The 24,821-nt window shown below is 69.8% G+C and carries 18 protein-coding genes and 2 pseudogenes; 7 read left to right on the top strand and 13 right to left on the bottom strand.

Annotated elements, in window-relative coordinates:
• Window positions 1–18: 18 nt before the first annotated feature.
• Window positions 19–4,770 carry a HEAT repeat domain-containing protein gene (locus ACE1OC_RS09320; RefSeq protein ID WP_407836610.1) on the top strand — a complete coding sequence of 1,584 codons (4,752 nt, stop codon included), beginning with the start codon at window positions 19–21 and terminating at the stop codon, window positions 4,768–4,770.
• Here ACE1OC_RS09320 and ACE1OC_RS09315 read toward each other — a convergent pair whose 3' ends face one another.
• The 6 genes from ACE1OC_RS09315 to ACE1OC_RS09290 all read right to left on the bottom strand — a co-directional run bounded on the left by ACE1OC_RS09315 (window position 4,771) and on the right by ACE1OC_RS09290 (window position 11,617).
• A complete protein-coding gene (locus ACE1OC_RS09315; RefSeq protein ID WP_407836609.1) occupies window positions 4,771–6,729 on the bottom strand; it encodes a serine/threonine-protein kinase in 1,959 nt (652 codons plus the stop codon).
• Window positions 6,730–7,131: 402 nt separating this feature from the next.
• Window positions 7,132–8,547, bottom strand: coding sequence for a cytochrome P450 (locus ACE1OC_RS09310; protein ID WP_407836608.1), 1,416 nt, complete (start codon window positions 8,545–8,547; stop codon window positions 7,132–7,134).
• A gap of 10 nt (window positions 8,548–8,557) precedes the next feature.
• Window positions 8,558–9,118 (bottom strand): GTP-binding protein, encoded by a 561-nt coding sequence (locus ACE1OC_RS09305; RefSeq protein ID WP_407836607.1) that lies wholly within the window; start codon window positions 9,116–9,118, stop codon window positions 8,558–8,560.
• A gap of 3 nt (window positions 9,119–9,121) precedes the next feature.
• Complete coding sequence (locus ACE1OC_RS09300; protein WP_407836606.1) at window positions 9,122–9,514, bottom strand: DUF742 domain-containing protein; 393 nt, start codon at window positions 9,512–9,514, stop codon at window positions 9,122–9,124.
• Window positions 9,507–10,367: a roadblock/LC7 domain-containing protein gene (locus ACE1OC_RS09295; RefSeq protein ID WP_407836605.1), complete on the bottom strand. Its 861-nt coding sequence runs from the start codon at window positions 10,365–10,367 to the stop codon at window positions 9,507–9,509. The genes ACE1OC_RS09300 and ACE1OC_RS09295 overlap by 8 nt, the downstream gene beginning before the upstream one ends.
• Window positions 10,364–11,617 carry an ATP-binding protein gene (locus ACE1OC_RS09290; RefSeq protein ID WP_407836604.1) on the bottom strand — a complete coding sequence of 418 codons (1,254 nt, stop codon included), beginning with the start codon at window positions 11,615–11,617 and terminating at the stop codon, window positions 10,364–10,366. Before ACE1OC_RS09290 ends, ACE1OC_RS09295 begins: the two co-directional genes overlap by 4 nt.
• 1,071 nt (window positions 11,618–12,688) lie before the next feature.
• Between ACE1OC_RS09290 and ACE1OC_RS09285 the strand changes: the two genes are divergently transcribed.
• On the top strand, window positions 12,689–13,309 hold the full coding sequence (locus ACE1OC_RS09285; RefSeq protein WP_407836603.1) for a hypothetical protein: 621 nt from the start codon (window positions 12,689–12,691) through the stop codon (window positions 13,307–13,309).
• 214 nt (window positions 13,310–13,523) lie between these two features.
• The gene (locus ACE1OC_RS09280) at window positions 13,524–13,925 is read left to right on the top strand and encodes a hypothetical protein (RefSeq protein WP_407836602.1); all 402 of its coding nucleotides are present in this window, start codon (window positions 13,524–13,526) and stop codon (window positions 13,923–13,925) included.
• Window positions 13,926–13,937: 12 nt separating this feature from the next.
• Here ACE1OC_RS09280 and ACE1OC_RS09275 read toward each other — a convergent pair whose 3' ends face one another.
• The 6 genes from ACE1OC_RS09275 to ACE1OC_RS09250 form a co-directional block, all read right to left on the bottom strand.
• Window positions 13,938–14,348, bottom strand: coding sequence for a hypothetical protein (locus ACE1OC_RS09275; RefSeq protein ID WP_407836601.1), 411 nt, complete (start codon window positions 14,346–14,348; stop codon window positions 13,938–13,940).
• A gap of 225 nt (window positions 14,349–14,573) precedes the next feature.
• Complete coding sequence (locus ACE1OC_RS09270; RefSeq protein ID WP_407836600.1) at window positions 14,574–15,335, bottom strand: enoyl-CoA hydratase/isomerase family protein; 762 nt, start codon at window positions 15,333–15,335, stop codon at window positions 14,574–14,576.
• Window positions 15,336–15,367: 32 nt separating this feature from the next.
• Window positions 15,368–16,237, bottom strand: a complete 870-nt coding sequence (locus ACE1OC_RS09265; protein ID WP_407836599.1) for a cytochrome P450 — start codon at window positions 16,235–16,237, stop codon at window positions 15,368–15,370.
• Window positions 16,238–16,816: 579 nt separating this feature from the next.
• Window positions 16,817–17,485 carry a TetR family transcriptional regulator gene (locus ACE1OC_RS09260; RefSeq protein WP_407836598.1) on the bottom strand — a complete coding sequence of 223 codons (669 nt, stop codon included), beginning with the start codon at window positions 17,483–17,485 and terminating at the stop codon, window positions 16,817–16,819.
• A 1,063-nt stretch (window positions 17,486–18,548) separates the two neighbouring features.
• On the bottom strand, window positions 18,549–19,139 hold the full coding sequence (locus tag ACE1OC_RS09255) for a DUF5994 family protein (protein ID WP_407836597.1): 591 nt from the start codon (window positions 19,137–19,139) through the stop codon (window positions 18,549–18,551).
• 143 nt (window positions 19,140–19,282) lie between these two features.
• Complete coding sequence (locus tag ACE1OC_RS09250) at window positions 19,283–19,993, bottom strand: CBS domain-containing protein (protein WP_407836596.1); 711 nt, start codon at window positions 19,991–19,993, stop codon at window positions 19,283–19,285.
• A gap of 229 nt (window positions 19,994–20,222) precedes the next feature.
• Here ACE1OC_RS09250 and ACE1OC_RS09245 point away from each other — a divergent pair.
• The 3 genes and pseudogenes from ACE1OC_RS09245 to istB form a co-directional block, all read left to right on the top strand.
• Window positions 20,223–20,498: pseudogene (locus ACE1OC_RS09245) on the top strand (alcohol dehydrogenase catalytic domain-containing protein); the annotation flags it as partial.
• A gap of 198 nt (window positions 20,499–20,696) precedes the next feature.
• Window positions 20,697–22,292: an IS21 family transposase gene (gene istA, locus ACE1OC_RS09240; protein WP_407841519.1), complete on the top strand. Its 1,596-nt coding sequence runs from the start codon at window positions 20,697–20,699 to the stop codon at window positions 22,290–22,292.
• Window positions 22,292–23,065, top strand: a complete 774-nt coding sequence (istB, locus tag ACE1OC_RS09235) for an IS21-like element helper ATPase IstB (protein WP_407836595.1) — start codon at window positions 22,292–22,294, stop codon at window positions 23,063–23,065. The genes istA and istB overlap by 1 nt, the downstream gene beginning before the upstream one ends.
• A gap of 22 nt (window positions 23,066–23,087) precedes the next feature.
• On the opposite strand, the gene ACE1OC_RS09230 is transcribed toward istB, so the two are convergent.
• A complete protein-coding gene (locus ACE1OC_RS09230; protein WP_407836594.1) occupies window positions 23,088–23,588 on the bottom strand; it encodes an SUKH-4 family immunity protein in 501 nt (166 codons plus the stop codon).
• A gap of 165 nt (window positions 23,589–23,753) precedes the next feature.
• Here ACE1OC_RS09230 and ACE1OC_RS09225 point away from each other — a divergent pair.
• Window positions 23,754–24,569: pseudogene (locus ACE1OC_RS09225) on the top strand (zinc-binding dehydrogenase); the annotation flags it as partial.
• Between the last annotated feature and the right edge of the window lie 252 nt (window positions 24,570–24,821).

Raw genomic sequence — 24,821 nt, 5'->3', positions numbered from 1 at the left:
CCCGGTTAGCATCCGAAGATGACGATGCCGGCAGACAAGCCCCTCCACGACGCCGTGCGTCGAGCCGACCTCGACTGGCTGGCCCGCCACCTCGACCCGCAGGTCTGCCCGCCGGCCGCCTTCGAACTCCTCGTCCGGCACGAGGATTCCCGACTGCGGTACCTGGGGCTGGCCCTGCTCGCCGAGCGCGTCACCTCGGGCCGGACGGGCGACGAGCGCGAGATGGCCGAGCTCGCGGAGCTGCTGCCGGTGTCGGTGGAGGGCGCGCCGGTGGAGGGCGCGCCGGAGGAGGCGCTCCTCCTGGCCCGGCTCTACGAACGGCTCGGCCCGTATCTCCCGGGGAACCGCCGGCCGTCGTGGCGTACGGCCTCGCTGCCGGTGCGGGTACGGATCGCCTGGCTGCGCGCCGAGATCCTGAACGAGCCCGCGGTGATCCGGAAGGAGCCCCCCGGCGAACTGCTCTACCAGGCCCTGCGGGAGACGACCGCCACCGGCGCACACCGGCCCGAGCAGCTCGTGGACGAGCTGGTGGGCAGCGGCGACCCGGTGGTGCAGGGGGAGGGACTGCGGCTGGCCCGGCAGGCACTGCACGCCGGCCTGCTGGCCCCCGTACGGGTACGCGCCCACGTGATGGGGCTCCTCGGCAGCGGCAGCCCGGCCGTCGTCGCCGCCGCGCTGGAGGAACTCGCCGAGCCCTGGGCGACGTTGGAGCCCCTGCCGGCGGGGCGGCTGCCGCCCTTCCTCGCCACTGCATCGGCGAGCACCCGGCCCGGGACCGCCGATGCCGCACTCACGGCCGCGGCCCACCACGGACACCGCGGCCTGCTCCGGCAGGTCATCGACGATCCGGATCTTCCACCGCGCCTTCGCCGACCGGCGATGGAACGGCTCGGCGATCTGGCGGACCGCGGCGACATCGGCGCACTGACGGAGATCGCCGCACAGGACCCGCTGCTGTTCGGAGCACCCGCCGTGACCTGCCTGCGCGGGCTCCACCGGCGCGGGCACTTCCCCGAGGCTCCGCACGTCCCGTCCGTCATCGGCCTGGCGCTGGCCGATCACTCGATTCCGCCCCACGAGGTCGCGACGATCCTGTTCACCTGCCGCCACGAGACGCTCCGCGTCCTGGTCGACGCAGCCGCGGGCGACCCGAGCTGGCCGCGCCGGCTCGCCCTGCTTGTCGCCCTGGCCGAACAAGGGGCGCAGGACCTGGAGATCGGGGACGCCGTCACCCGGATCCTCCCCTCGGCTCCCGCGCCGGGACCGTTCCTCGACGCCATCCGTGCGCTGCGCCACGCGGATGCCGAGGACGCCGTGATCGCCCTCCTGCCCTCGGCGCCCGCAGCGGCCCTGGAGGCCCTGGAAGCCATCGGCGGGCACCGGACGACGGCGGCGCTGAGGGAAGGGCTCGGGCTCCTCGCGGGAGGGACGGACGGAGGCGCGGGAGGGACGGAGGACGGCGCGGGAGGGACACAGGACGGCGCGGGAGGGATCGCACCGCATCTCCGCGCCGTACGCCACCGTGCGCTCGAGGTGCTGTGGCACCTGACGGACGATCCGACAGGGCGGCGTGCCCTTCTCGTCCGCCTCGATCCCACCGATCTGCCGACGCGCATCGCGTCGGACCTCGGCGGGCCGGACGAGCGGGAACTCGCCCTCCTGAGCTCCCATCTGGACCCGGACCAGCCGGTGGCCGCACTGTGCCGACTGGCCGCACACGGCGGCGCGGGCACGCTGCCGGTCATCGCGGACCTGCTGCTGCGCGTCGTGGCCGAGCTGGCGGCGTCCCGGGAACCGGGCGCGGCCGCCCCGCGCCTCGACGGCGTACAGCAGGCCGAACCGCAGACATGGGAGCCGGCCCGACAGCATCCCGGGGAGCCTGCGGTCCCCCAGGAGATCCTGGACGCCGTACACGGCCTGGGCCGCCGGCTCCACGAGCGGGGACGCATCAGGCCGGCCTGCCTGCTCGACGCGCAGACCCCACAGGAGGCGGGGCACGCTCTCGTCGCGACCCTGGCGCTCGATCTGCTGGACCGGCCCGGACTGTCGAGCGGCGAACAGGCGGTCCTGCTCGAACTCCTGCTCCGAGCCCCCTACGCGGGCACCCGTGCGCGAGTGCACCGCCTGCTCCGGCACCGCGACCGGCACGTGCGCAAGCACGTGATCGCGCTCCTCGCCCGCGAGGCCACCGGGGACGATGCGCAGGCCCTGTCGGCGACGCTGATCACGCTGACCGCCGCCCAGGACATCCAGACCGTCCGGCAGGCGCTCCTCGCCCTCGGCCACGCGCGGGCCCGCTGGGCCGCCACCGCGATCGCCGCATGTCTCGGCCACCCGAACATGAACGTCAAGAAGACCGCCGCGCAGGTCCTGGTCGGCGCGGGCACGCCCGTGGCGGTACCGGCGCTGCTCTTCTGGCTCGGACACCATGACAATCCGGGCCTGCGCGGCACCCTCATCGAGGCGTTGCGCGCCGTCCTCGGCGAGGCGTACCCGGCGACCGTCCTCGCGGCAGCCGAGCACAGCGACCACGGCCGTACCCGCGAACTGCTGCTGGCAGGCCTCGACGGCGCTCTGCCGGTGCGCTCGGTCCTCGCCCTGGACGAGCAGGCGTCACGGGTCGCCCCGACCCTGCTCGCGCTGGTGGCGAGCGGTCGCGTCGGCCTCGCCTCCGGGACGGTCGAGGACCTGTCCACGGCCCTGGCCCGGCACGGGATCACCACGGCCGCCGCACCCCGGTCGGCGGCGGACACCGGAGCGCAGCGCGACGTCGACGCCCTGGCGGCGGCGGGCTGGCACGCCCCGACCGCGCTGCGCCTCACCGCGCGACACGAGCCGCTGCGTTCCTTCCGACTGCGGGAGCTACGGCACCTGCTGCCGGACTGGCTGCGCCTGGCCGCCTCCGAACCCGCCGAGCGAGCTGCCGTCCTGCGGCTCACGCTCCGGCTCTGCCCCGCGCCGTGGACGGCCGGGGAACTGGCGGCCTTCGCCCGGTCCACCGCGGTCCTGCTCGACGGGCTCGCCGAGGCCCCGGTGGAAGACCGGCACGGCCTCATGGCGGTACTCGAAGCGATCGCACCGACCCTGCCCGCGGTCGAGAAGAGGGCCGTCGCGGTGGCGGTACGCGCACTGCCCCGCGCCCCCGCGGACGGCCCGTCCACACTGACGCTGCTGCGGAGCCTCGGCGCCGTACTGGTCCGCGCGGACCTCGAACAGGCCTTGGATTCGGCCCGGTTGGGAGCCGGCCCGCGACAGGCCGAGACGGCTGTACTGAGGGACGCGTTCGCCGCCTCGCGGTCTCCCGCGACCACCGAGGCCACCGTGCAGGCCGAGGCCGAAGCCCGGGCCGAAGCCTGGCGCGCCGAGCTGGAGGCCGCCGTGCGCACACCGGGCGCCCTGGAGGAGTTCCGCCGACGCTGCCGCCAGTACGACGGAGACCAAGACCAAGGCGAAGGCTCCCGGGACCGTCTCGCCGCGCTGATCGACGTCCACGCCTCGGCCGGACCCGAGGTCCGCGTCGCCCTCGTCGACTGGATGACGGAGATCCAGCCCCTCGACGCACCCCCGTGGACCATCGCCGAAACCGCTCGCGCCAAGGCACCGCACCCCCGGACCGTGCGCATCGACGACCTCGACCAGCCCCGTTCGGCGGCACTGCGGGACCGCCTGCTGGCCATGCTGCAGGCGCCTGCGCCGGACCGCCGGCACACCGCGGCCCTCGCGCTCCTCGCATGGCCCGAGCTCGAGTGCGGGCTCCCCGTGCTCCGCGCGTTCCTCCGGGGCGGCGTCGACGTACCCGTCGGCGACGGCCTGGCTCGCGCCCTGAGCGCGATCGACGAGGAAGAACTCCGCGGGGACGGCATCCTGCACGACAGGGTCGCCCTCGTGGCGAGCGAGCTCGACCCGTCGGATCTGGAGCCGCTGGTCCCGCTGCTGCTCGCATGGTGGGAGCACGACCCGGCGTCGGGCAGCTCCGCGGCCGGGCAGGCGCTGCGCCGGGTCCCCGCCGACGTGCTGGCGGAGCGGCTCGCGGACCGGCTCGACGCCGGTGCCTGGGGGTTCCTCGACCTGCTCGGCGGGCGTCCCCTGCTGCGCACGCCCGCGCTGACGCGGACCTGCCGGCGGCTGCGCGCCGAAGGACGCGACGACCTCGCCGACACCCTGAACCTCGTGGACGGTCCGCTGCGCCGCCCGGACACCGTGCAGCAGGACGCCGACGCGCTGGCGGCGCTCCGCGGCCGCGGCCCGGCCGCGTCCACGGCGGCGTACCGATCCCCCTCCCGGCAGCAGCTGTTGGAGCTGGCCCGTACGGGCGACCCCGTACAGGTACGCCAAGCACTCACGCGGCTCGCCGAGGGGCACAGCGGCCCGGACGCGGACCCGGACCCCGGCCTGCGGGACCTGATCGGCACCTTGCTGCACCACCCCAAGCCCAAGGTCCGCCTGCACGCCCACCGGACCTCACGGGCCGTGCTGGACCGCCAGACCCACCTCCACCACACCTCGATCCTGCTGCACGACCCCCAGCCGGACCTGGTGCGCACGGCGATCCGTATCCTCTGCCACGCGACCTGGGCACCCGCGATCCCCGCGGTGACCGGCCTCCTGGAGCACTCCCACCCCGTCGTCCGCAGGGCCGCGGCCGAGGGACTCGTCGTCATGGGCGCCCCGGCGGTCCCGGCGCTCAGGCGCGCCGCCGTGCACGCCCGCCCCGACAAACGCTCCGTCTACGCGGAGATCCTCGAACGGATCACGGCCCTCGGCCGGTGATCAGGCAGGGCAGTCCGCGAGGGTGCCCGAGGACATGAACTCCCGGGCCGTGCCGTCCTCGGCGGTGATGACGGCGGCCCACCGGGTGTAGGGCCAGTTCGCGGAGCCGGCGGCTTGCGCGCGCAGGCTCCGGCACACGGCGGAAGCGGCGATACGGGCCCAGCTCTCGCGCGTGGCACCGTCCCAGTCGGGCCTCTTCACCCACACGTACAGGGCGCCGCCCTCAGGGTCGTATCCGGCGCTCGTGTTGTGGTGGCCGAGGGAGCCGTCGGACCACCGAGCGAAGATGCCGGCGACGGCGTCGGTGGCGACGCGGATCTCCTCGCGGTTGCTGCTGGGGACCTGGGCCCGCGCCAGGCCGGGCTGCCCGGGACGCCAGTCACCGGTGCTCTGGGTCACGGAGGTGGTGCAGGTGGGGTTGGTGCGGAAGTCGCCCTCCCACACGATCCCGGGTCCGCCCGCGCGCGCGGTGTCCACGATCACGTAGTCGGTGTAGGGGTAGTCGGGATAGCTGCGGACGAGGTCCCGCAGTCCCAGGCAGGCCAGTTGGGCGATCTCCTGGACCGCTACGGGAGGAAGGCCGCTGCCGCCCATGGCGACGTACACCTCCTTCCGCTCCTGGTGAAAGGTGAGGGTGCCGTTCTCGGCGTCGGGATAGGACACGGGGTCCAGCCAGGATCCCGTGCCCATCGCTCCGTAGGTGTCGGTCTCGGCCGCCGTCCGGCCGGGGCGGGACTCCCTCCACGTGGCGATGGAGGCCTCCGCCGAACCGGTCCCGGTCTCCTTCGCGGGCCCGCCCTGGCGCGCGGCGCTCCCGGCCGGGCTCGCGCTGCTGCCCGGCGCCGGATGCGTCCCCGTCGCGGCTGCCGTCGCCGTCGCCGATGCCGCCCGGGTCGCGCCGCGCGGTCCGCCGCCGTCCTCGTTCGTGACGAACGCCGCGATGCCGCCGCCCAGTCCGCCCACCAGGGCCGCGGCCACGGCCACGGCAGCCAGGGTCCGGGTCCGGGACGCGGCGGCCGGGGCGCACCACGACGGGTCGTCCGGCGCGGGCATGTGCCACTCGGCGGCGATGAGGTCGCCGACCAGGGTGGGCGCGCCACCGGGTGCGAGAACCTGGGTGCCCTGCGCGGACAGCAGGGCTGCGCACGCGCTGGCCGCCTCGGCTGCCGTCGGCCGGTCGCCGGGCTCTTTGGAAAGGGCCCGCTCCACGATCTCCCGGAGCCCTTCGGGTACGCCGGTGAGGTCGGCCTCGCCCGCCATGACGCGGAAGGCGACCACGTCGGGGGCTCCCGTGCCGAACGGGAGCCGCCCCGTCGAGGCGTAGGCGACGAGCGCGCCCCAGGCGAACACGTCCCCGGCCGGCCCCGCCGTCCCGGTGCGGTACTGCTCGGGGCTGATCCAGCCGGGAGTGCCGGTCATGACGCCGGTACGGGTCACCGACGTGCCGTCGACCGCGTGGGCGATGCCGAAGTCCAGGACCCGGGGCCCGGACGGGCTGAGGATGACGTTCTGCGGCTTCACGTCCCGGTGCACCACCCCCGCCCGGTGGATCGCGTCCAGCGCCTGCGCGGTACCGGTGGCGAAGGCGTGCCGGGAGCCGCCCGTGAGCGGGCCGAGAGCGGCCAGGTGCTCGCTCAGCGTCGGACCGGGCGCGAACTCCGAAGCAAGCCACGGGGCGGCGGCTTCCGGGTCGGCGGCGAGCAGCGGCAGGAGGCAGGGGCCCTGGACCCGGGACGACAGGGCGACCTCGCGGCGGAACCTGGCCCGGAACTCCGGGTCCTCGGCCTGCGCCGGGTGGATGACCTTCACCGCCACCTTCACCCCGTCCGGGGTGAGAGCGGCATGGACGGTTCCCATGCCGCCCGCACCGAGCCGGCCGATGACCCGGTACGGGCCGATCCTCCCCGGATCGCCGGGCCGGGACGGCTGGACCCGCCCGGCGGAACCGCTGCTGCTCACGAAAGACTTCCTTCTTCTGCCGAGTGCAGGATGGTACCGAGGCGACGTGCCCGGGTGCCCTGCCGTCTCAGCCCCGTGTGCTGGTGCAGCGAGGCGGCCAGGAGGCGGGAGTCGAGAAGGGAGACGTCCGTCGTCCTGTTCGGGCTCCAACCACACGTGTCTTCGCAGGACTTGGTCGCAGGCGGCGAAGTCCGCCGCGGCGAAGCGGCCCCGGGGAGCGGGCACGACCTCGCCGCGCGCGGAGTTCGGCGTACATCGGGAAGGGGGCTGGCCTGCCCTCCGGCCGTCCGCGGACGGGAGAAGAGGGAAGCGGACGCCCGGCGGTCATGGGTCAGGCCCTCATGGTCGTCAGGGCGTCCGCTACCGCTGAGTGCTCAGGGTGCTACCTGAATCACAGATTCCTCATTCGCCCCTGGTCCAGGCCAGGAAGCGGCTGAACAGGCCGCCCTTGGGCTGCGGCGCGGCAGGGGCGTGCGTACCCGAGGGGTCGGCGTGGGAGGGCGCGGGGGCGGATGCCTGCTGCTGGGGCGTTTGGCCCCCGGTCGACCCCGCCGACCAGGCGGAAGCGCCGGATCCGGCCGACGCGGCCGACCCGGCACCCTGCGCGACGGCCTTGGGGGTGAAACGGATCGGGAGGGTGACCAGCGAGCGGCTCCACGGAATCGGCGCCCAGGTGAGCGACTTGAACGGGACGCGCAGCTCCACGTCGTGAAGCTGGTTGAGCAGCGTCTCGACGGCCGTCACGGCGATCATGAAGGCCGGGTCCTTGGCGGGGCAGGCGTGCGGGCCAGCCCCGAAGGCCAAGTGCGCCTTCGCGCTGAGCTGTTCCCGGTGCTCGGTCAGCTTCGGGTCGGTATTGGCCGCGGCGAACGAGACGAGGATCGGGTCGTTCGCCCGGATCACCCTGCCGCCGAGCTCGACGTCGTGCGTCGGGTAGTGGGCCGCGTAGTTGGAGATCGGTGCGTAGTTCCAGAGGGTCTGGGAGATCGCGTCCTCGACCGGGAGCCCGAGCTGCCAGTCCTCTCCGAGGTACAGGGCGGTGCTGGTGCCGATGGCCGCGGCCAGCGGTGCGGTGCCGCCGGAGAGCAGGGTGACCAGCTGGTGCATCACCTCCTCGTCGCTCAGCTCGGCCGAGTGTTCCATCAGGCGCGTCGTCAGGTCGTCCGTCGGGCGCCGTCGCTTGAGGGCGATGAGCTCCATGAGCGCCCCGCCGAGCACCTCGTCGGACCCGGGGGTTCCCTCGAAGAGGCCACTGATCCCGGCGATCACGCGGTCGCCGATCTCGGGCGGGCAGCCGAAGAGCTCGCTGAAGACCAGCAGGGGCAGCGGCTGGGCGTACTCGGCCATCAGCTCGGCATGGCCGCGGATGTCGGTACTGAACTGGCTGATCAGGTAGTTGGCGGACTGCTGGGTCTGCCGGATGAGCTGGTGCTCGTTGACCGTGGCGAGACTGTCCGTGACGGCCCGCCGCAGTCGGGCGTGCGCGGCGCCGTCGCTGAGAAGGGCGTTGGGGCGGTAGCTCATCATCGGCAGGGCCGGGCTGTCGGCCGGTACGCGGCCTTCGTTCAGCGCGTTCCAGCGGCGGGAGTCGCGTACGAAGGAGGCGGGGTTCTGCAGGATGTACAGGGCGGCGTCGTAGCTCGTGACGAGCTCGACCTCGACGTCGGGGGCGATGTCCACGGGCGCGCTGGGGCCGTACGCACGCAGCTGTGCGTAGTGGCTGTCGGGGTCGGCTCCGAACGAAGGGCCGTACATCTGGACGTTCCCGTGCGCGGGGCAGCCGGGGGGTATCTCGTGCGGGTCACGTGGCTGTTGCATTCCTGCGCTCCTAGCCGAGTTGGGACATGAGGTGTTTCACGAGGGTGATGAGGGCCCGCGCGGAGGAGTTCTGGTCCCGTACGTCGCACTCCACGACAGGGGTCTCGGCGCTGAGGTTCAGGGCCTCGTGCACCTCGTCGAGCGGGTAGTGCGTGGTGCCCTCGAAGTGGTTCACGGCGATGGCGTACGTCAGGCCGAAACGTTCGACGAGGTCCAGGACGGGGAAGGACTCGTGCAGGCGCTCCGGGTCGACGAGGACCAGCGCGCCCAGAGCACCCCGGGAGAGTTCCTCCCACATCTCCTTGAAGCGCTCCTGGCCGGGCGTTCCGAAGAGGTAGAGCACCAGGGTGTCGCTCAGGGTCAGCCGGCCGAAGTCCATGGCGACGGTGGTGGTCGTCTTGTCGGGCACACCCGACAGATCATCGAAACCCACGCTGGCTTCGGTGATCTCCTCCTCGGTCCGCAGGGGCTCGATCTCCGAGAGACTGCCGATGCAGGTGGTCTTGCCGACCCCGAAATGCCCCACGATGAGGATCTTCACCGCATGGGAGACATCTGGATCCAGGTACACGCGTTACGCTCCGAATCGATTCTTCAGGCCCTCGAGCACGGCGCTGACCAGTTCTCTGTCGACACGTTCGGCGCGCGGTATCGGTGTCCTCGCGAGGATGAGTTCGTCCTCCTCCAACTGCGCCAACAGGATGCGGACGACGCCCAGGGGCAGGTGCGTGTGCCCCGCCACCTCGGCCACGGACAGGAAGCCGTTCGCGACCAGGTCCATGACCCGGCCCGCCTCCGGGGACAGCGTGCGGGCTGCCACCTGTCCGATGTCCGCCGCCGCCGTCACGAGCGTCGTGTGCTCGTACTCGTGGTCCGGGGGCAGCGCCCGCCCGTTCGTGATCACGAAGAGGGGGACTAACGGAGAGGTCAGTTCCAGCTCTTCGTCCGGTTCGTGTCCGTCAGACATGTGCCGTTCCCTTCCCCGGTGCCGCGGTCGCCCTCGCTGGTGCCGGTGCGGTCAGTCTGGGAACCACCTCGTGCAGACGCGTGGTGAACTGCTCGATGTCGCAATCGTGCTCGGCGGCGGCGGCCAGGAGGGTGTCGGGGCCGGCCGCCATCAGGAAGATCCAGCCGTGCTGGAACTCGATGACCGTCTGACGCCATTCCGGGTCCTCTACGGCCCCCGCGAACTGGGAGGTGACCCGGCTGTAGGCGTGGATGCCCGTCATGGCCGCGGAGATCGTGTCCGCGAGGTCCCGGCTCATCCCCTTGGTGGCCCCGCGGGGAAGCCCGTCCGATCCCAGCAGCACGGCGTGCCGGGCACCCTTGACCTCCGAGATCACCCGGTCGAGCTCGCCCAGGACGAATCCGGCGTCACCGGGGCCCTGCTGCCGGGGCACGCTCCCGCGCGGATCCCCGGCGTCCTCGGTGTTCACCCGTGGCGGCGAGGTGAGGTTGTTGCCCAGCCGGGCGACGAGACGGTGCATGCGGAAGGAGATCTGCTGCATGTCGACATCGGGCGCGGCCGCGGCGGCGAGGTAGGAGCCCTGCCCCGCCCCGATCAGGAAGCTCCAGCCGTGCGAGAACTCGACGATGGTCTGGTTCCACTGCCGGTCTTCCTCCGGTCCGGCGAAGTGGGCCGTCGCCCGGCTGAGCGACTGCATCCCGGCCATGGCCGCCGAGATGGTCCGCACGTCCTTCTCCGCCAGGCCTTCGGTCGCTCCGCGGGGAAGGCCGTCGGCAGACAGCAGGACGGCGTGCCGTGCACGGGGCACGTTGTGCACGATGTCCTCGAGCATCCACGAGAGGTCAGCGGTCATGCCTCTTCGGGCCCTTCGAACGAGGTGGCGTCAAGGTTGCGGCCGGAGAGCGTGCCGCGCTGGAGGGCCCCCAGGCTGCGCCCGGAGGCGCGGCCCGTCTCCCCGGAGGTCTGGGGCGCCGGCACGGTGGCGTCGGGGTCGGGAACGCTCGCGATGGGCGCCTGGCGCGCCCCGCGCTTGGGCAGACCGTGCATCGTGCGCGACGTCGCGCCCGGAGCGGGCCGGCTCTCGGCGGCCCGCCGGATCTCGCTGACCGGAGCCTCCTGCACGGACGAGGCGGACGAGGCGGACGAGGCGGACGCGACGGACGAGGCGGTCGGGACGGGCTGGACGGGCGGGATCTCCTCCATGGTCCACAGCTCCTCGGGCAGGAGGACGACGGCCCTGACGCCGCCGTACCGGGAGACTCCGGTGACGTCGACCTTGAAGCCGTGCTGACGCGCGATCAGGCCGATGACCGGGAAGCCGAATCTGGGCTGGGTTCCGAGCTGCGACAGGCGAGGGGCGATTTCTCCGGAGAGCAGCGCGGTCGCCCGCTGCCGCTCCTCGTCGTTCATGCTGACGCCGGCGTCGTCGATGACGATGCACAGGTTGTTCTGGACGCGCTGGAACGTGACCTCGATCGGTGCGTCGTGCTGCGAGAAACTGGCGGCGTTGTCGAGCAGCTCCGCCACGGCGAGGGCGACGGGCGCGACCGCGGACGCCTTCAGGGCGAGACTGGTCTGCTGCATGATGGCGACCCGGTGGAAGTTGCGGATCTGTCCCTGGGCGCTGCGGACCACGTCGTAGACGCTGGCGGGCCGGTTGCGGCGGCCGAGCGGCGCACCGCACATGACGGCGATGCCCTGAGCCTTGCGCGCCATCTGGGCGTTGGCGTGGTTGACGTCCAACAGGTCGCTGAGGACGGTGTGTCCGCCGTACTTGCGCTGGATGCCGTCCAGGAGCGTCGTCTGCTCGGCGGCGAGGCTCTGCAGGAGGCTGGCGGCACCCTTGAGGACCGCCTTGGTGTTCTCCTCCGCGGCTTCCTTGGCTTCGCGGAGCGTGGCGTCCTGCTCGCCCCGGAACCTGTGCAGCTCGGCGCGCGATGCGTGCAGGTGGCTCTCAGCCGCGAGCAGTTGGTGCCTGAGTTCGGCCTCGGTGTGTTCCTTCTTCGCCCCCAGCGCTCTGTTGCGGGCGACGAGTGCCACGACCGCGACCACGGCTATCGCCGCCACCGCAACCAGGCACCACACAAGTGCGTCTCGATTCATGGAAACCTTTCCCGGCGCGTGCCATGCGGACGGCTGCAGATACACCTCGCGAGGCCCCGCAACACAGCTGATCGGCACGGTTCGCCCGCTGTTACGCGGAGAGCATGCCGCCGATCCAAATCAGCATCTGCGTCTAAATGAATCAAGATCACAGATGCCGGGATGCTATCACCGGATCTTCGGCCGCCGGGACGCCGACTATGGCTCCGCATCCGCCCAACCGGACTGCTACGGCTGCGGGTTGACATGGCCTTTCCGACCCCGGCGCCGGCCGTCGGCAGCCCCCTCCCGACACCGATTCGTTAAGCAGTTCTTCACGGGAGGGCCGGTGATCTCTCACATCTCCCCAGCTCCCGGATGTTTCGGGCCTCGGGCCGCGGGAGTCGGGACGGAGGCGCTCTCGCGGACATTGCCCGGAATTGTGATGAGTCCAAGCGGAACGAGGAGGGGCCGCCGCGGATCCGCGGTCCCCGGCCGGTCGGCCGCGCCCCGGCTCGGGCCCCGGAGTCCGGGGGCCGGCCATCGCCACCTGCGATGACGCGGTCGCCGCCGCCGGTCGCCGCTCCGGCCGCGGTGGGCAATACACCCCTACGGCCTTCACCGCGGCTTGCCGCGAGTACGCGAACGCCGGTGCATAAAACATCCCGGATCTCCTCCCGGATCGAGCCGCGGCAATGCAATCCCGGAATCGTTCCATGTCGGAATCGCATGCGAGTTGTTGCATGGTGAACGATGTCCGAAAGCACCGATATCCGCGGGCCGCTTCTCCCTGTCGCATCGACAGGCGCCTGTTCGCCGACGGCCGCCGCCGTTCCACTCGCCCCGGTCGGCTTCGCGGGCCAAGTGGAACGGCGAGCAGGCCGGTTGGCCGGTTCCGCACCCGGCGCCGACCGGGTGCGCGGGCCCGTTCTCGCAGGCCGGGTCCGCTCCCGGCAGCTGAGTCGACTCGTGATCGACTCTCGGCCCAACGGCGTGATTTCGCTCTTTCGCCGGCCGTGGCCGTGCCGCTTCCCTTGGCTCGGGCGCCGACGCGGCGACCGCATCTCCGTGAACCCGCCCCCTGGAGGACCCATGGCATCGTCGGACCAGGAGTGGAAGCTCGACGCCGGAACCGCGCGACTCCTTCCCGCGGGCGACGAGGGCATCGTCAAGCCGCTCCTCCTGTTCAGCAAGGCCGGCCCCGGGGCGACGGACCTGGACGCGCTCCAGGCCCGCCTCTACGCCACCACCGACTCGTTCGGCGACGCGGTGCGCGCCCGTGGCTACGACCTGATCCTGGTCGGCTTCGACGACGGCGCCGCCCCCCTGTCCGACCTGGCGGACACGGTCGTGGACGCCCTCCGGCGCACGACGGCCGAGCAGACCGGCACCGCCCCCCTCGCCGTCGGCGGCATCGGCAGGGGAGCGCTGGCGGTCCGCTACGCCCTCGCCACGGCGGAGTACCGCCAGGAGAACCACCGCGCCGGAACGTACTTCTCCTTCAACGGGACGGCGCCTGCGCCGGAGGAGGACACCGAGCTCGCGGTGCTGGGCGGTTGGCCGCGGTTGCCGCAGAAGCTCAAGCTGGTCGCCGGTGACGTCGCCGGCGACCAGCGCGACGAGGACTTCGACGACACCACCGCCCCCGCGGACCCGGGAGGCCTGCTGATCCCCGCCGCGCAGACCTCCTGGCTGCTGGACCACCTGGCCTAGGGCCTGTCGTCAAACTCCCGTCTGCCGCGCGACGCCTGGCACGCGCTCTCGCCGCACCGGACGGAAGCCAAGTACGTCCAGTACGCGGGCTTCCGCCCGGCACGACGAGAGCACGCACCAGACGCCGCGCGGCCGCCCTTCGGGCGACGACAGGAGTTTGACGACAGGCCCTAGGGGTGAGGAGACCGCCCGGGTCAGGTGAGTACGGGGGGCGATGGCGATGATGTTCGGTTACTCGGACGAGTGGTGGGTGCTGCTGCTGTTCCCGGCGTTGCTGTGGGTGCCGTTCGGGCCGTTCGTCATGCTCGGCCTGGGATCGTGGTGCGCCTCCGCGCCCGGCCGGCGGGCCCGGCTGTGGTCGGTGCTCGTCCCCTTGGTGCCGGTGCTGACTTCGGCGTCCGTCATGACGTTCCCACTGAGCCGGTGGGACCGCCCGAGACGGGTCGACGGCGCGCTGGAGGCCCCGGAGCAGCTGTACGACTTCCTCGGCTACCTGGCCGTGTACGTAGGAGGCATCACGCTGCTGCCCTGGCTGCTCGGCTACGGGATCACTCGCCTGCTGCGCTTCGTACGGAGCCGCCGCGGCGGCCGGGCGAGCCCGCCCCCGGCCACCTGATCCCCCGCACGCTCACGCCTCGGGGTCGGACGCGACCGGATGCTCGCCGTCGGGCCGCTGGTATCCACCGGGGACCTCGTCCCCGTTCCGGAAGGAGACGGTCGCGAACCAGGACGTGGCCCAGACGGTGATGAGGTTCGGCTCGTGGATCGTCTCGAACGGGTAGTCGGACCACTCCCCGTAGGAGGTGACCATGAAGGACTCGCCCGGCCGCAGCCAGTAGTCCTGCCCGAACGGCTCGAGCATCAGCTCGAGGAGCTCGGTCCCGTCGTTGATCACGAGCATCGGCACCGGATTTCCCAGCCTCTGGATGGCCTCGTGACTGAAGTCTCCGGCCATCGGCATGTTCGTGATGAGCGGCGCCGTGAACCGCTCGGCGTCCGTCGGGCTCTCGGACCGGGCGTTCTCAGGGGCGTTGGACATGGATCCGATTCTGCTAGACACCCCGACCGGCCGGACACCGGGGTCCGCCTGTGGCCCCCGTCCGGGACCCTCTGCCGTGAGGGGGGGCGAAGCGCATCCGCATCCGCGTACTGCCGATGTCGATGCCGATCGCGGACAGCCCCTCACTTCCTCCTCGCCCGGTTGCCGAGAATCCGGGCTCCCGACGATCAGTCGCTCGCAGGCGGGCGTTGCACCCGCCTGGAGTCACCGCCGATGCAACGCCCGCCTGGCGACGGCAGCCGTCAGCAACTCGTCGTCGAAGTGAGAGGCGACGGCAAGCTGAGTTGCGCCCGCGCGCGCGTTCAGCATGCTCTTCGTGATCCGCACGGTAGTCGGGTCACGACGAATGATCGGCTTCGCCCAGCGCGCGACTGCAGCGTCGAGATCAGCTGCAGGCACCACCTCATGCAGGATGGACAGTTGCTCCGCCCTGGCGGCGTCGAACGGCTCGGCCGTGAGCAGGAGCCGGCGAACCCAGGCCTGTCCCGCCTCTTCCGCGAGACGGGGAAGGACACCGCCCCAGGCGGGCGGGACTCCGAGGCCGACCTCCGGCATCCGGAATCGGCAGGTGTCCGCTCCGACGCGCAGATCGCAGAAGACCGCGAGGCCGAGGCCGGCGCCTATGACATCGCCGTGGAGGCGGGCGATGGTGACGAGTCTCAGTTGCGAGAGCGTCGAGCACACCCGCTGGGCCTTGTCGGCGAGGGACCTCAGCTCGGAGCCGGACGGGTCCCTCTCCAGCAGTGTGGGGAACTCCGCGCGGTCACCTCCCTGGCAGAAGTGGTCTCCCGCACCGGACAGCACCATCACGCGGACGGTGCTGTCGTCCTCCAGGGCGCGCAGGACCTGCAGCAGTTCGCTGAGCATCTGGCCGTCGACGCTGTTGCCCGTCTCGGGGCGGTTGAGCTCCACCCTGAGGATGGGGCCTTCGTCGGTCACCTGGAGGGTTTTGAAGTCCGTGAGCATGTGGGGCTTTGTCTCGCTTCTCGAGTGGGTGGTCAGGTGAGGGTGAGTTGCAGGGACGTGATCCGTCGGAAGGCTACGCGGGGCGCCCAGCGTGGGGGTCCGCTCAGGCGCGGCCTTATCGAGCGACCGAGGAGTGCGGTGAGCAGGGTGACGGCTTCCAACCGGGCCAGGGCGTTGCCTGCGCAGTAGTGGATTCCTGCTCCGAAGGCCAGGTGGGACGCCCCGCGACGGGGGCTGAAACGATGGGGGTCTGGGTAGCGTGCGGGATCGTGATGGGCGGCCCCCACCATGAGCTGCACCATTTGGCCGGCCGGCACCAGGGTGTCTCCGAGCCGGGTCTCCGTCGAGGCCACACGGCTGATCATGTGGATGGGGGCGTCGTAGCGCAGTACTTCATCGACGGCGTCCGGGATGAGTTCAGGATCGCGGCGTAGTGCTTCCAGATGCTCGGGGTGTTCGAGGAGCAGGCGCACCGACGTGGACAGGACGTGGGAGGTCGTCTCCAGCGCCGCGAGAATCATGAAGAGCGCGATGGCGTGAACGGCTTGGTCTGCGCGGTGCCGGTCAGGTTCGAGCGCATCCCAGGTCCGAATCCACGCCGAAACCGGGTCGCTCCCCGGTTCCTTACGGCGGGCTCGGATCAAATCGGCGAAGTAGGCTCGAAGTTGCGTCGTGGCGCTATCGGAGAGGGCCAGCTGGCTCGGCGTGGGGAAGAGCTCCTGCGCGAAAACCTGGTCGTGCGTCAGGGTGCGCAGGAGTCCGTAGTCGGTGGCAGGTATCCCCATCCACTCGCCGATGGCGATGATGGGCAGTTCTTCGCTGACGAGTGTGTGGAAATCGGCCGGCCCATGGCGCAGTTGGTCCGTGAAGTCGGCGAGCAGCCGGTCGACGGCCCGCTCCACGGACGGACGAAGGACTGCGAGTGAGCTGTGTGGGAAGAGGCTCCCCAGAGACCGCCGTTCCCTCGTGTGGTGGGGCGGGTTGAGCATCGGCAGAGACGCGGCCATCTGCTGCGAGGCGGGCGAATTCCATCGTGCCGAATGGTTTCTCCGCCAGTCGGCATCGGGAACGCTCCAAGTCTTGTCTCGAAGGATCTGGTCACAGAGAGCGTAGGACGTGACAATGTATCCGCCCCATGGCGCAGGGATGACCTCTCCCATTTTCGCGAGTTGCCGATAGGATGGTAGTGGATCCGACTGTCCAGCCTCTGTTCGCAGCCGAGAAAAAGTGGCCGTCAACGCCCGCCGGTCGACGCCGACAGTAGCCGTGGAAATGTTCAAAGCAACTCTTTCTTGCAAGATCGAACAGTGATGGCCAGCGCTGCCTACCCTCACCGTTGAACTTCCACGCAGAAGGAGAGCTTCCCCACACCGATCTGCGCCACACCGCACATTTGAGAGTTCGAATAATAGTCGCTTTTATGAACAGACGGCGCAAAACGCCCTTGGTTCACACGCGCTTCACGGAAGGGGCGCGGGCCCTCAGGGCCGCTGGTCGAGGAAGGCCTGATAGAGATCCCGGCCCCGAGTGGGCGAGTAGTCGATTTGCTTGAGTATCCGTGGATGTGCGATGACGATCATGAGATTCTCGTACATCGTCGCAATCCGTTCTTCGAGGCCATCGAGGTTCCCGTAGATGGAGTGACCTGTCAGAACGAGGCCTGACCAAGTACCGGAGATCTGGTGCGCCTGGTCGGCAGTTTTCACATCGAAGCCGATCTCGCCTCGTCGTTGGGCTTCGTCCAGCTGTGCGGTGTTGAATTTGATCCATTCAGGCCACGGGGTTCCGTAGACATCTCGAGCCTCATGGGTCAGCGACAGGCGCAATGCAGCCATGATTTTCGGGTCCCGAGAGATCCTGTGACTCAGGATCAATCCGGCGTCGACCACCTCTTGAAGCTTGATTTCCTGCGGGACGAGCCCGTCGACTTGAAGAGTCGATTCCAGGATCGCTACCGCGAGGTCCTTCTTCGACCGAAAGTGAAAATAGAAGGCACCCTTGGTTACGGCTGCAACTCGGATGATCTCATTGACCGACGCTCCCTCGTATCCGTTCCGCTCGAATACAAGGCCGGCCGCATCAAGGATCTTTCCGTACGTCCACTTGGCGCGGTCTGACTGCGCCCTGGACAGCTTGTGTGCCTCGGGCACGTTTCTGAACTCCTTCTGTCGTCACGTGGGTGCTCGGATTCAGTCTCCGGTGATTTCCTGCCCACGTGATACTCGCGCCGGCGCCCGTCAGGACACGGTTCCGCCCTGGCGAGCTCACTCGTGATCTCCAAGCCGAAAGTGAGACTCTCACAGCCTGAGAGATCGCGTAAGCCTCGATCCGCTCACCGATGACAGCTTGTGTCACGTTTGCCGGGATTGTACGGATTGTGGCTCGTCGAGCTTTCCTCGTGACGATGCCGCGTGAGCAACTGGCCCCCGGCCGCGCATCCGTGGTCGATTCCGCTTGACGCGTGCGCAACTGGCGTCCCAAACTGAGCTCCAGCTGAACAGACCGACTGGTCTCCTCTAAGCCTGATAGGCATCCAGGCAAATAAGACATTTCTCCCGCAAGGGGTTGAGTCTCCTGGGTGGCATCGAGTGTCCAGGCTGGCACTTGAGTCGGGTCAAGGTGGGTAGGGAGCGGGATCTGAGCTCTATCGCAAGCCTTAAGCGGGGTGTTCGCATCAACTGGAGGCAGAAGGTGCAAACAGACCAAGTGGTCTCCCAGCGAACCGGGTTGTCTGTCGAAAGGCGAGCAGGACCTACGGTGTCGACGCCGGCGCCAGGGGCGATGCTCGCTCAGCTCTCACGCGGCCTCGAGCGGTACGGCCGGGACGCCGGCTCCAGGCCATCCGCCGCGAGTCCAACTGCATCCCGCGCCGCGCGATGCCTACCTCAAAGACATGCCCAACCGGGGCTGGGCTACGGTCCCGACCCGGTTCACCACAAAGGAGCGATGCGTGCACTGCGCCACCCCGATCAGCATCTTGGCCTCCGGGGATTCAGGCTGGTCGCGGAGACTTCGCGGCTGCTGAAGGCCTTCGGCCCACACGCCTGCTGCCGATCGACGCTGTCCGCTAGAGGATGGTCGCCCAGGAGGAGATCTTCTTGACGTCGTCTCCCTCACGCCGCTGACCTGCGAAAATCGACTGCGCAGGTGGTCTGACCTGCACGCGCGCGGACCCGGCACCCCCTCCTCCGCACCGGCCAGGCATGGCAGCGTTCACCACCAGGCGCCGGCGGACAGCGGTCCGACCGGCAGCCTGGCGAGGGAGCCGATGTCGGATGCGCGCGCCCCGCCTTCGCTCTCCCAGGCGTCTTCGCGGTTCCGGAGGTCGGGAATTCGGCCGATGACGGCTTCGGCGGCGATCAGAGCGCGGGAGGTCAGAACGCTGCCGGGGACGGCGGCGGCAGCCATCAGGCGGGCCGCGGAGGCGGGTGCTGTCTGGGGCGGGACGACGAGGAGGTCCCAGCGGCCGACGGTGTAGGAGAACAGGATCAGCTTGTCGGGGGCCTGTTCGGTGAACCAGCCCACGTGCAGGGTGTGCCCGGCGACGAGGACCTTGTGTGGGATGACGGGCCAGCGGGTGGGGTTCACGGTGACGCGGGTGATGCGCCCCCAGGGCTCTGCCAAAGCGGCGACGAGAGCGGGGAGTTCGGCTGCGAGGTCACGGGAGCGGGGCCACCAGGCGCCGTCCAGCTGCCCGGCGAGGGTGGTCTTCGGCGTGAGCACGAGGCGAGCGGGGCGAGGAGGCGCGGCAGCGGGAGGCGCGGGTCGTGTGGCAGGTGCGGTGCGTTCCAGGATGACGGTCATGATGAAGACCTGTCCCCGGGCCGCTCGCAGTTCGACGGCCCGGCGTATTGATCGCCGGAAATGACACCTGAGTTGCATCCGATGCACGAAATACTCCCGGTAACTCCATTCTACTCCGGTACGGAGATCGGAAGGGGTTCTGATCAGATACTTCCGCTGAGGCGGAGTGTTTGTGCCCCGGCCGTCTGCGCGACCGAGGTGGTCAGCGCGCAGTTGACGTCGACCACGCCTTCCACGGCGCGTGCGAGACGTGCCGCCACCGGAATGAGTGAGGCGTCGAGGATGCCGCCGGAGAGGGTGGCCACGCCGTTGTGGACGTCGACCCGTACCCGGTGCTGTGCAAGGGGGAACAGTCGGCCGACCACCTCGCGCCGTATCTCGTCCGCGAGTTCACTGTCCGGGCGCAGGAACACCTTGAGCAGATCGGTGCGGCTGACGATGCCTTGGAGGGTGCCGGCCGGGTCGACGACCAGGAGCCGTTTGATGTGCCGTTCCGCCATGAGCCGGGCCGCCTGGGCCAGGGTGGTGTCGGGCCGAACGGTGACGGCGGGATCCGTCATCAGGTCCTTGGCCAGGGTTGAGCCGGCCTTCAGCGTGTCACCGAGCCGCCGCATCTGCTCGATGAGACCGGGGTCGTGATCGCGAAACTCCTCTTTCGGAAGCAGGTCGGCTTCCGAGACCACACCGATGACCCTGGCCGTGCGATTGCCCTCGCCCCCGCCTTCGATGACCGGTACTGCCGTCACTCGCCACTGCTTCATGACGGCGACGATCTCCTTGAACTCGGCGAGGGGCGTGACGCTGACGACGGTTCTCGTCATCACGTCGCGGACGAGACGTGGGCTGGAGGTCATGGCGTGGTGGTCCTCTGAGAAGGCGAAGGGTTTCCGGGGCTGTCCCGGAGATCGGCGGCCGTCCCCCGGTGAAGGAGACCCTCCATCCACCATCACACCTCCACGGCACGGGCCGGAGGGGCCTGTCGGGCCCCGGTGCGGGACCGTCCGGCCCTGTCCGGGAACCGGGCTGCGGGGACAGCCTGAGGTGACCTTTGCCGGAGCACGGGAGACATGGAGAGGTGGCGTCATGAAGGCACTCGTCTTCCAGGGACCGGGAAGCACCGCGTGGCAGGAGGTGCCGGATCCGGCGATCAAGGATCCCGCCGACGTGATCGTGCGCGTCGACGCCGTGACGATCTGCGGTACGGACCTGCACATCGTCAAGGGTGACCTGCCGGAGGTGACTCCAGGCCGTGTGCTCGGTCACGAGGCCGTGGGCACGGTGGTGGAGAGTGGCGGTGACGTCCGTTCGGTCCGTCCCGGCGACCGGGTCCTGGTCTCTTGCATCTCCTCGTGCGGTCGGTTGTGAGCGTTCACGTTTTTCCCCATCTCGGGTGGTTTGAGCGTCATGTAATTCCTCATCCCGACTTCTCCTAATTGGCCATGGGTACGACGGAGTTCGGGATCGAGGGACCTGGTCATCGCGGAGGTGCGTGGGCGGCCCTGGGCCTGTGGTTCGGAAGGCCGATGGTCAGCCCGGATGGCAAGGAGAACGTTCGTCGTGGTCGACATCTCCGAGATCTACGTCCACTGGTACGCGGGCCGCTCGAAGAGCGAGCTGGCCGCGTCGCTGGGGGTGGACCGCAAGACGATCAGGAAGTACCTGGAGCCGGCGGAGGCGTCCGGGATCACGCCTGGCGGGCCGCCGATGCGGGAGGCCGACTGGGCCAAGCTGATCAAGAGCTGGTTCCCCGAACTCGTGGACCGGCGGCTGAGGCAGATCACCTGGCCCGACATCGACCAGCACCGCGACTACATCAAGAACCTGCTGGGGACGGTGACCGTCTCCACGATCCACCAGCGGCTGCGAGACGAGCACAAGCTGGACGTGTCGATCTCCTCGTTCCGCCGCTGGGTGCATGCCACGCTGCCCGACGAGACTACAAGGTCGCAGGTCACGGTCTTGCGCGATGACGTCGAGCCGGGCTCGGAGGCCCAGATCGACTACGGCCACCTAGGCCAGTGGACCAATCCGAAGACCGGCAAGAGGCACCGGATCTGGGCCTTTGTGATGGTGCTGCCGTGCTCGCGGCACATGTTCGTCCGCCCGGTCCTCTATCTGCACCAGCACGCCTGGACCGAGGCCCACGTCGCCGCCTTCCGCTACTTCGGGGGCGCCCCGCGCCGGCTGGTGCCGGACAACCTGCGGACTGGGGTCGACAAGCCTGATCTCTACGATCCGAAGATCAACAAGGCGTATGCCGAGCTCGCCACCCACTACGGGGCACTGGTCGATCCGGCCCGTGCTGCCCGGCCCAAGGACAAGCCGCGGGTCGAGAGGCCCATGCCCTATATCCGGGACTCGTTCTGGCGCGGGCGGGAGTTCACCTCGATCGAGCACATGCAGGCCGAGGCTGTGACCTGGAGCCAGAAGGTGGCCGGCCGACGCCAGTGCCGGCCCTTGCAGGGAGCCGCCCCGATGGCGGTGTTCGAGGCGATCGAAGCCGAGACCCTGTTGCCGCTGCCGCCCACTCCGTTCGTGCTGGCCCGCTGGTCGACGGCGGTGGTCGGTCCGGACATCCACGTCAAGGTCGGCCGCACCCTCTACTCGGTTCCCTGGAAACTGATCGGCCGCCGGGTCGATGTCCGCTCGACTGCCACGATGGTGCAGGTCTTCCTCGACGGCGACCTCGTCAAGACCCACGTGGCACTTGAGCAGGGAAAACGAACCGACAGGACCGACTACCCGCCGGAGAAGATCGCCTTCCAGATGCGCACGCCGATCTGGTGCCGGACCCAGGCATCCGAGGTCGGTGACGCCTGCCGGACCGTGGTCGACCAGCTGCTGGAAGTCAACGCGCTTTACCGGCTCCGCGCCGCCCAGGGGATCCTCGGGCTGAAGAAGAAGTACGGCGACGCGAGGCTGGAGGCCGCCTGCGCGAGGGCCATCACGGTCGGAGATCCGTCCTACCGAACCATCAAGGGCATCCTGATCGCCGGCACCGAGACCGATCCGGAGCCCGAATCGAGCGGGGACGCGGGAGCCGCGGCCTTCCTCCACGGGCCCAAGCGACTGTTCGCCTCCGTCGCCCCGTCCGAGACGGCGGATGAACTCCACGACGACCAGGTCCACGGCGAAGCTGAGGAAAGCATCTGATGAGCGTGATGGATTCTGCCCTGCGTGAGTCGCTGAAGTCGCTGCGGCTCTCGGGGATGCTGGAAACCCTCGATGCCCGCCTGGCCCAGGCCCACGGCGGCGAACTCGGGCACCTGGACTTCCTGCAGGTCCTCTGCCAGGACGAGATCACCCGCCGCGAGACCGTCGCCTTCCAACGGCGCCTGACCCGCGCGAAGTTCGAGCAACAGGTCACCCTGGAGGAGTTCGACTTCACCGCCTCCTCGAAGCTGCCCGCTGCCCAGATCCGCGACCTCGGAGCCCTGCGCTGGCTCCATTCGGGCGAGTCGGTCATCCTCTTTGGTCCGGTCGGGGTCGGAAAGACACACGTCGCCCAGGCCCTCGGCCACCTCGCCGTCCGCCAGGGCGCCCACGTCCGCTTCGCCAAGACCAGTCGGATCCTCGCGGACCTCGCGGGCGGCCACGCGGACCGCACCTGGGACAAGCGGATCCGTGAGCTGGTACGGCCCGACGTGCTCATCCTCGACGACTTCGCCATGCGCCAGCTCGGAGCGGCCCAGGCCGATGACCTCTACGAGCTGGTCAGTGAACGGCAGGGCAGGTCCCTGATCATCACCAGCAACCGGGCACCCAGCGACTGGTATCCGCTCTTCCCCAACCCCGTCGTCGCCGAGTCGCTCCTGGACCGGCTGATCAACACCAGCCACCAGGTCATCATGAACGGCCCCAGCTACCGACCGAACAAGCGGCCCAAGAACCCCACCGACACGCCCTCCAAACCCCCGGTCCGCTAGGTCGAGCCTGATGGGTGGTGGCCTACGCTTCTTCGGGACCAAGCGCCCCGAGCTCGACTTCCTCAAAGACGCGTGACCACCAGGAGTCTTCGTCCTCGAACACGTCCGGATCACTCTGACGGGCCTGCTCGATCACGTTTTCAACGAAGTCCTCGTAGTCGTCTTCGGCTTCGCTCTTGCCCGAGTAGACGAAGGCCTCCCAGATCTTCAGCATGCGTTGGAGACCCGCGACCGAGGAGTTGACCAACCCGTACTGCTCGTCCACGTCGCCTTCATAACCGCGGACCATCCAGACTTCACAGCTGTCGATCAGCAGCCAGTAAGTGTTGGCGCCGTCCTCGAACGCGCCGAGGAACGCGGCCCGGCCCTGGGGAAGATCCCGGACCGACAACTCTCGATCCAAGTCCCTCACAAACATGCGATTACAGTCAGCCGGCAGCCCCCGCTCGCCCAGGTCAGACACCGCTCCCGCTCCCACACCAAGGCTTGCGAGAGCACTCGAGTCATACGGGAGCCACGCCACGCTCGCCAACCTGCAACCTCCACTATTCGACCCCTCCACCCAGCCTGATCCTCTCAGACCCGATCGAAGATCCATCGAACAGGACCAACCGCGAGCCCCGTCCGCGCTCCAGAGCCTGGGGAATTACGTGAACTTACCCCTGGGGAATAACGCGAACGTTCACATCGGTGCCTGTTCTGCCGCGAGAGCCGCTACGGGCAGTGCCGCGGGGGCGGCGGTTGGGTGCTCGGGCACACCATCGACGGCACGCAGGCCGAGTACGTCCGCGTGCCGTTCGCCGACCTTTCCGCGCACCCGCTGCCGAGCACGGTCGACAGCGCCGACGCCGTCCTGCTCGCGGACATCTTCCCCACCGCCTACGAGGTGGGAGTGCTGAACGGCAACGTGCGGCCCGGGGACACCGTCGTCGTGGTCGGTGCCGGCCCCGTAGGACTCGCGGCCATCGCCACGGCACGGCTCTACTCGCCGGCCCGCGTCATCGCCGTGGACCTCGAGCCGTCTCGGCTGGCGAAGGCCCGCGAGCTGGGGGCGGACGCGGTCGTGAACGCCGCTGAGGAACCGGAAATGCTCGTGGGCGACCTGACCGACGGACTCGGCGCGGACGTGGTCATGGAGGCCGTCGGCGTGTCCGAGACCTTCGAGATGTGCACCCGCATGGTCCGCCCCGGCGGCCGGGTCGCGAACGTCGGCGTCCACGGCAAGCCGGCGACCCTGCACCTCGAAGACCTGTGGATCAAAGACGTCACCATCACCACCGGGCTCGTGGACACCAGCTCCACACCGATGCTGCTGCGCATGCTGGCGGCGGGCCGCCTGCCGACCTCGTCGCTGATCACCCATCGTTTCGAGCTGGGACAGATGGAAGAGGCGTACGAGGTGTTCTCCCGTGCCGGTGAGACGGGCGCGCTGAAGGTCGTGCTGGGCGGGCCGCGCCACGACGACCTGGCCGCATCGAACCCGTCGCGCGTACAGAAGGCGTGAAGGCCCCGGTGCGCCACGTCGCCGGTGCTGAGGTGGGGGCCGGTCGGCCCCCACCTCTGTCCCCGTCGGCCCTGCCAAGCGAATGTCCCACCGGGTGATTCTGGAGTGCGGGCCTGTTCCGGTCTCGCTCCCGAAGAGGTGATCCACCATGCCTCGGATCCAGATCTCGGTACCCCGGCCACGGCCGCACCGCCCGCCGCCCCTCGACCTGCGCACGCCGTCGGGGCGCGTCCTGCCGTACTGAGAAGACAG

Origin of the sequence: Streptomyces stoeckheimensis (genome assembly GCF_045822005.1) — a bacterium.
GTDB lineage: Bacteria > Actinomycetota > Actinomycetes > Streptomycetales > Streptomycetaceae > Streptomyces > Streptomyces stoeckheimensis.
Note: the sequence above shows the minus strand (reverse complement) of the source record. Positions and strands in the feature narration are given on the sequence as shown.

Excerpts from the sequence above, each read along its gene's own strand:
- ACE1OC_RS09250 (WP_407836596.1), bottom strand. The coding sequence starts at position 19,993 with ATGACCTCCAGCCCACGTCTCGTCCGCGACGTGATGACGAGAACCGTC.
- ACE1OC_RS09295 (WP_407836605.1), bottom strand. The coding sequence starts at position 10,367 with ATGACCGCTGACCTCTCGTGGATGCTCGAGGACATCGTGCACAACGTG.
- ACE1OC_RS09320 (WP_407836610.1), top strand. The coding sequence starts at position 19 with ATGACGATGCCGGCAGACAAGCCCCTCCACGACGCCGTGCGTCGAGCC.
- ACE1OC_RS09275 (WP_407836601.1), bottom strand. The coding sequence starts at position 14,348 with ATGTCCAACGCCCCTGAGAACGCCCGGTCCGAGAGCCCGACGGACGCC.
- ACE1OC_RS09310 (WP_407836608.1), bottom strand. The coding sequence starts at position 8,547 with ATGCAACAGCCACGTGACCCGCACGAGATACCCCCCGGCTGCCCCGCG.
- ACE1OC_RS09270 (WP_407836600.1), bottom strand. The coding sequence starts at position 15,335 with ATGCTCACGGACTTCAAAACCCTCCAGGTGACCGACGAAGGCCCCATC.
- ACE1OC_RS09255 (WP_407836597.1), bottom strand. The coding sequence starts at position 19,139 with ATGACCGTCATCCTGGAACGCACCGCACCTGCCACACGACCCGCGCCT.
- ACE1OC_RS09280 (WP_407836602.1), top strand. The coding sequence starts at position 13,524 with ATGGCGATGATGTTCGGTTACTCGGACGAGTGGTGGGTGCTGCTGCTG.
- ACE1OC_RS09290 (WP_407836604.1), bottom strand. The coding sequence starts at position 11,617 with ATGAATCGAGACGCACTTGTGTGGTGCCTGGTTGCGGTGGCGGCGATA.
- ACE1OC_RS09300 (WP_407836606.1), bottom strand. The coding sequence starts at position 9,514 with ATGTCTGACGGACACGAACCGGACGAAGAGCTGGAACTGACCTCTCCG.
- ACE1OC_RS09285 (WP_407836603.1), top strand. The coding sequence starts at position 12,689 with ATGGCATCGTCGGACCAGGAGTGGAAGCTCGACGCCGGAACCGCGCGA.
- istB (WP_407836595.1), top strand. The coding sequence starts at position 22,292 with ATGAGCGTGATGGATTCTGCCCTGCGTGAGTCGCTGAAGTCGCTGCGG.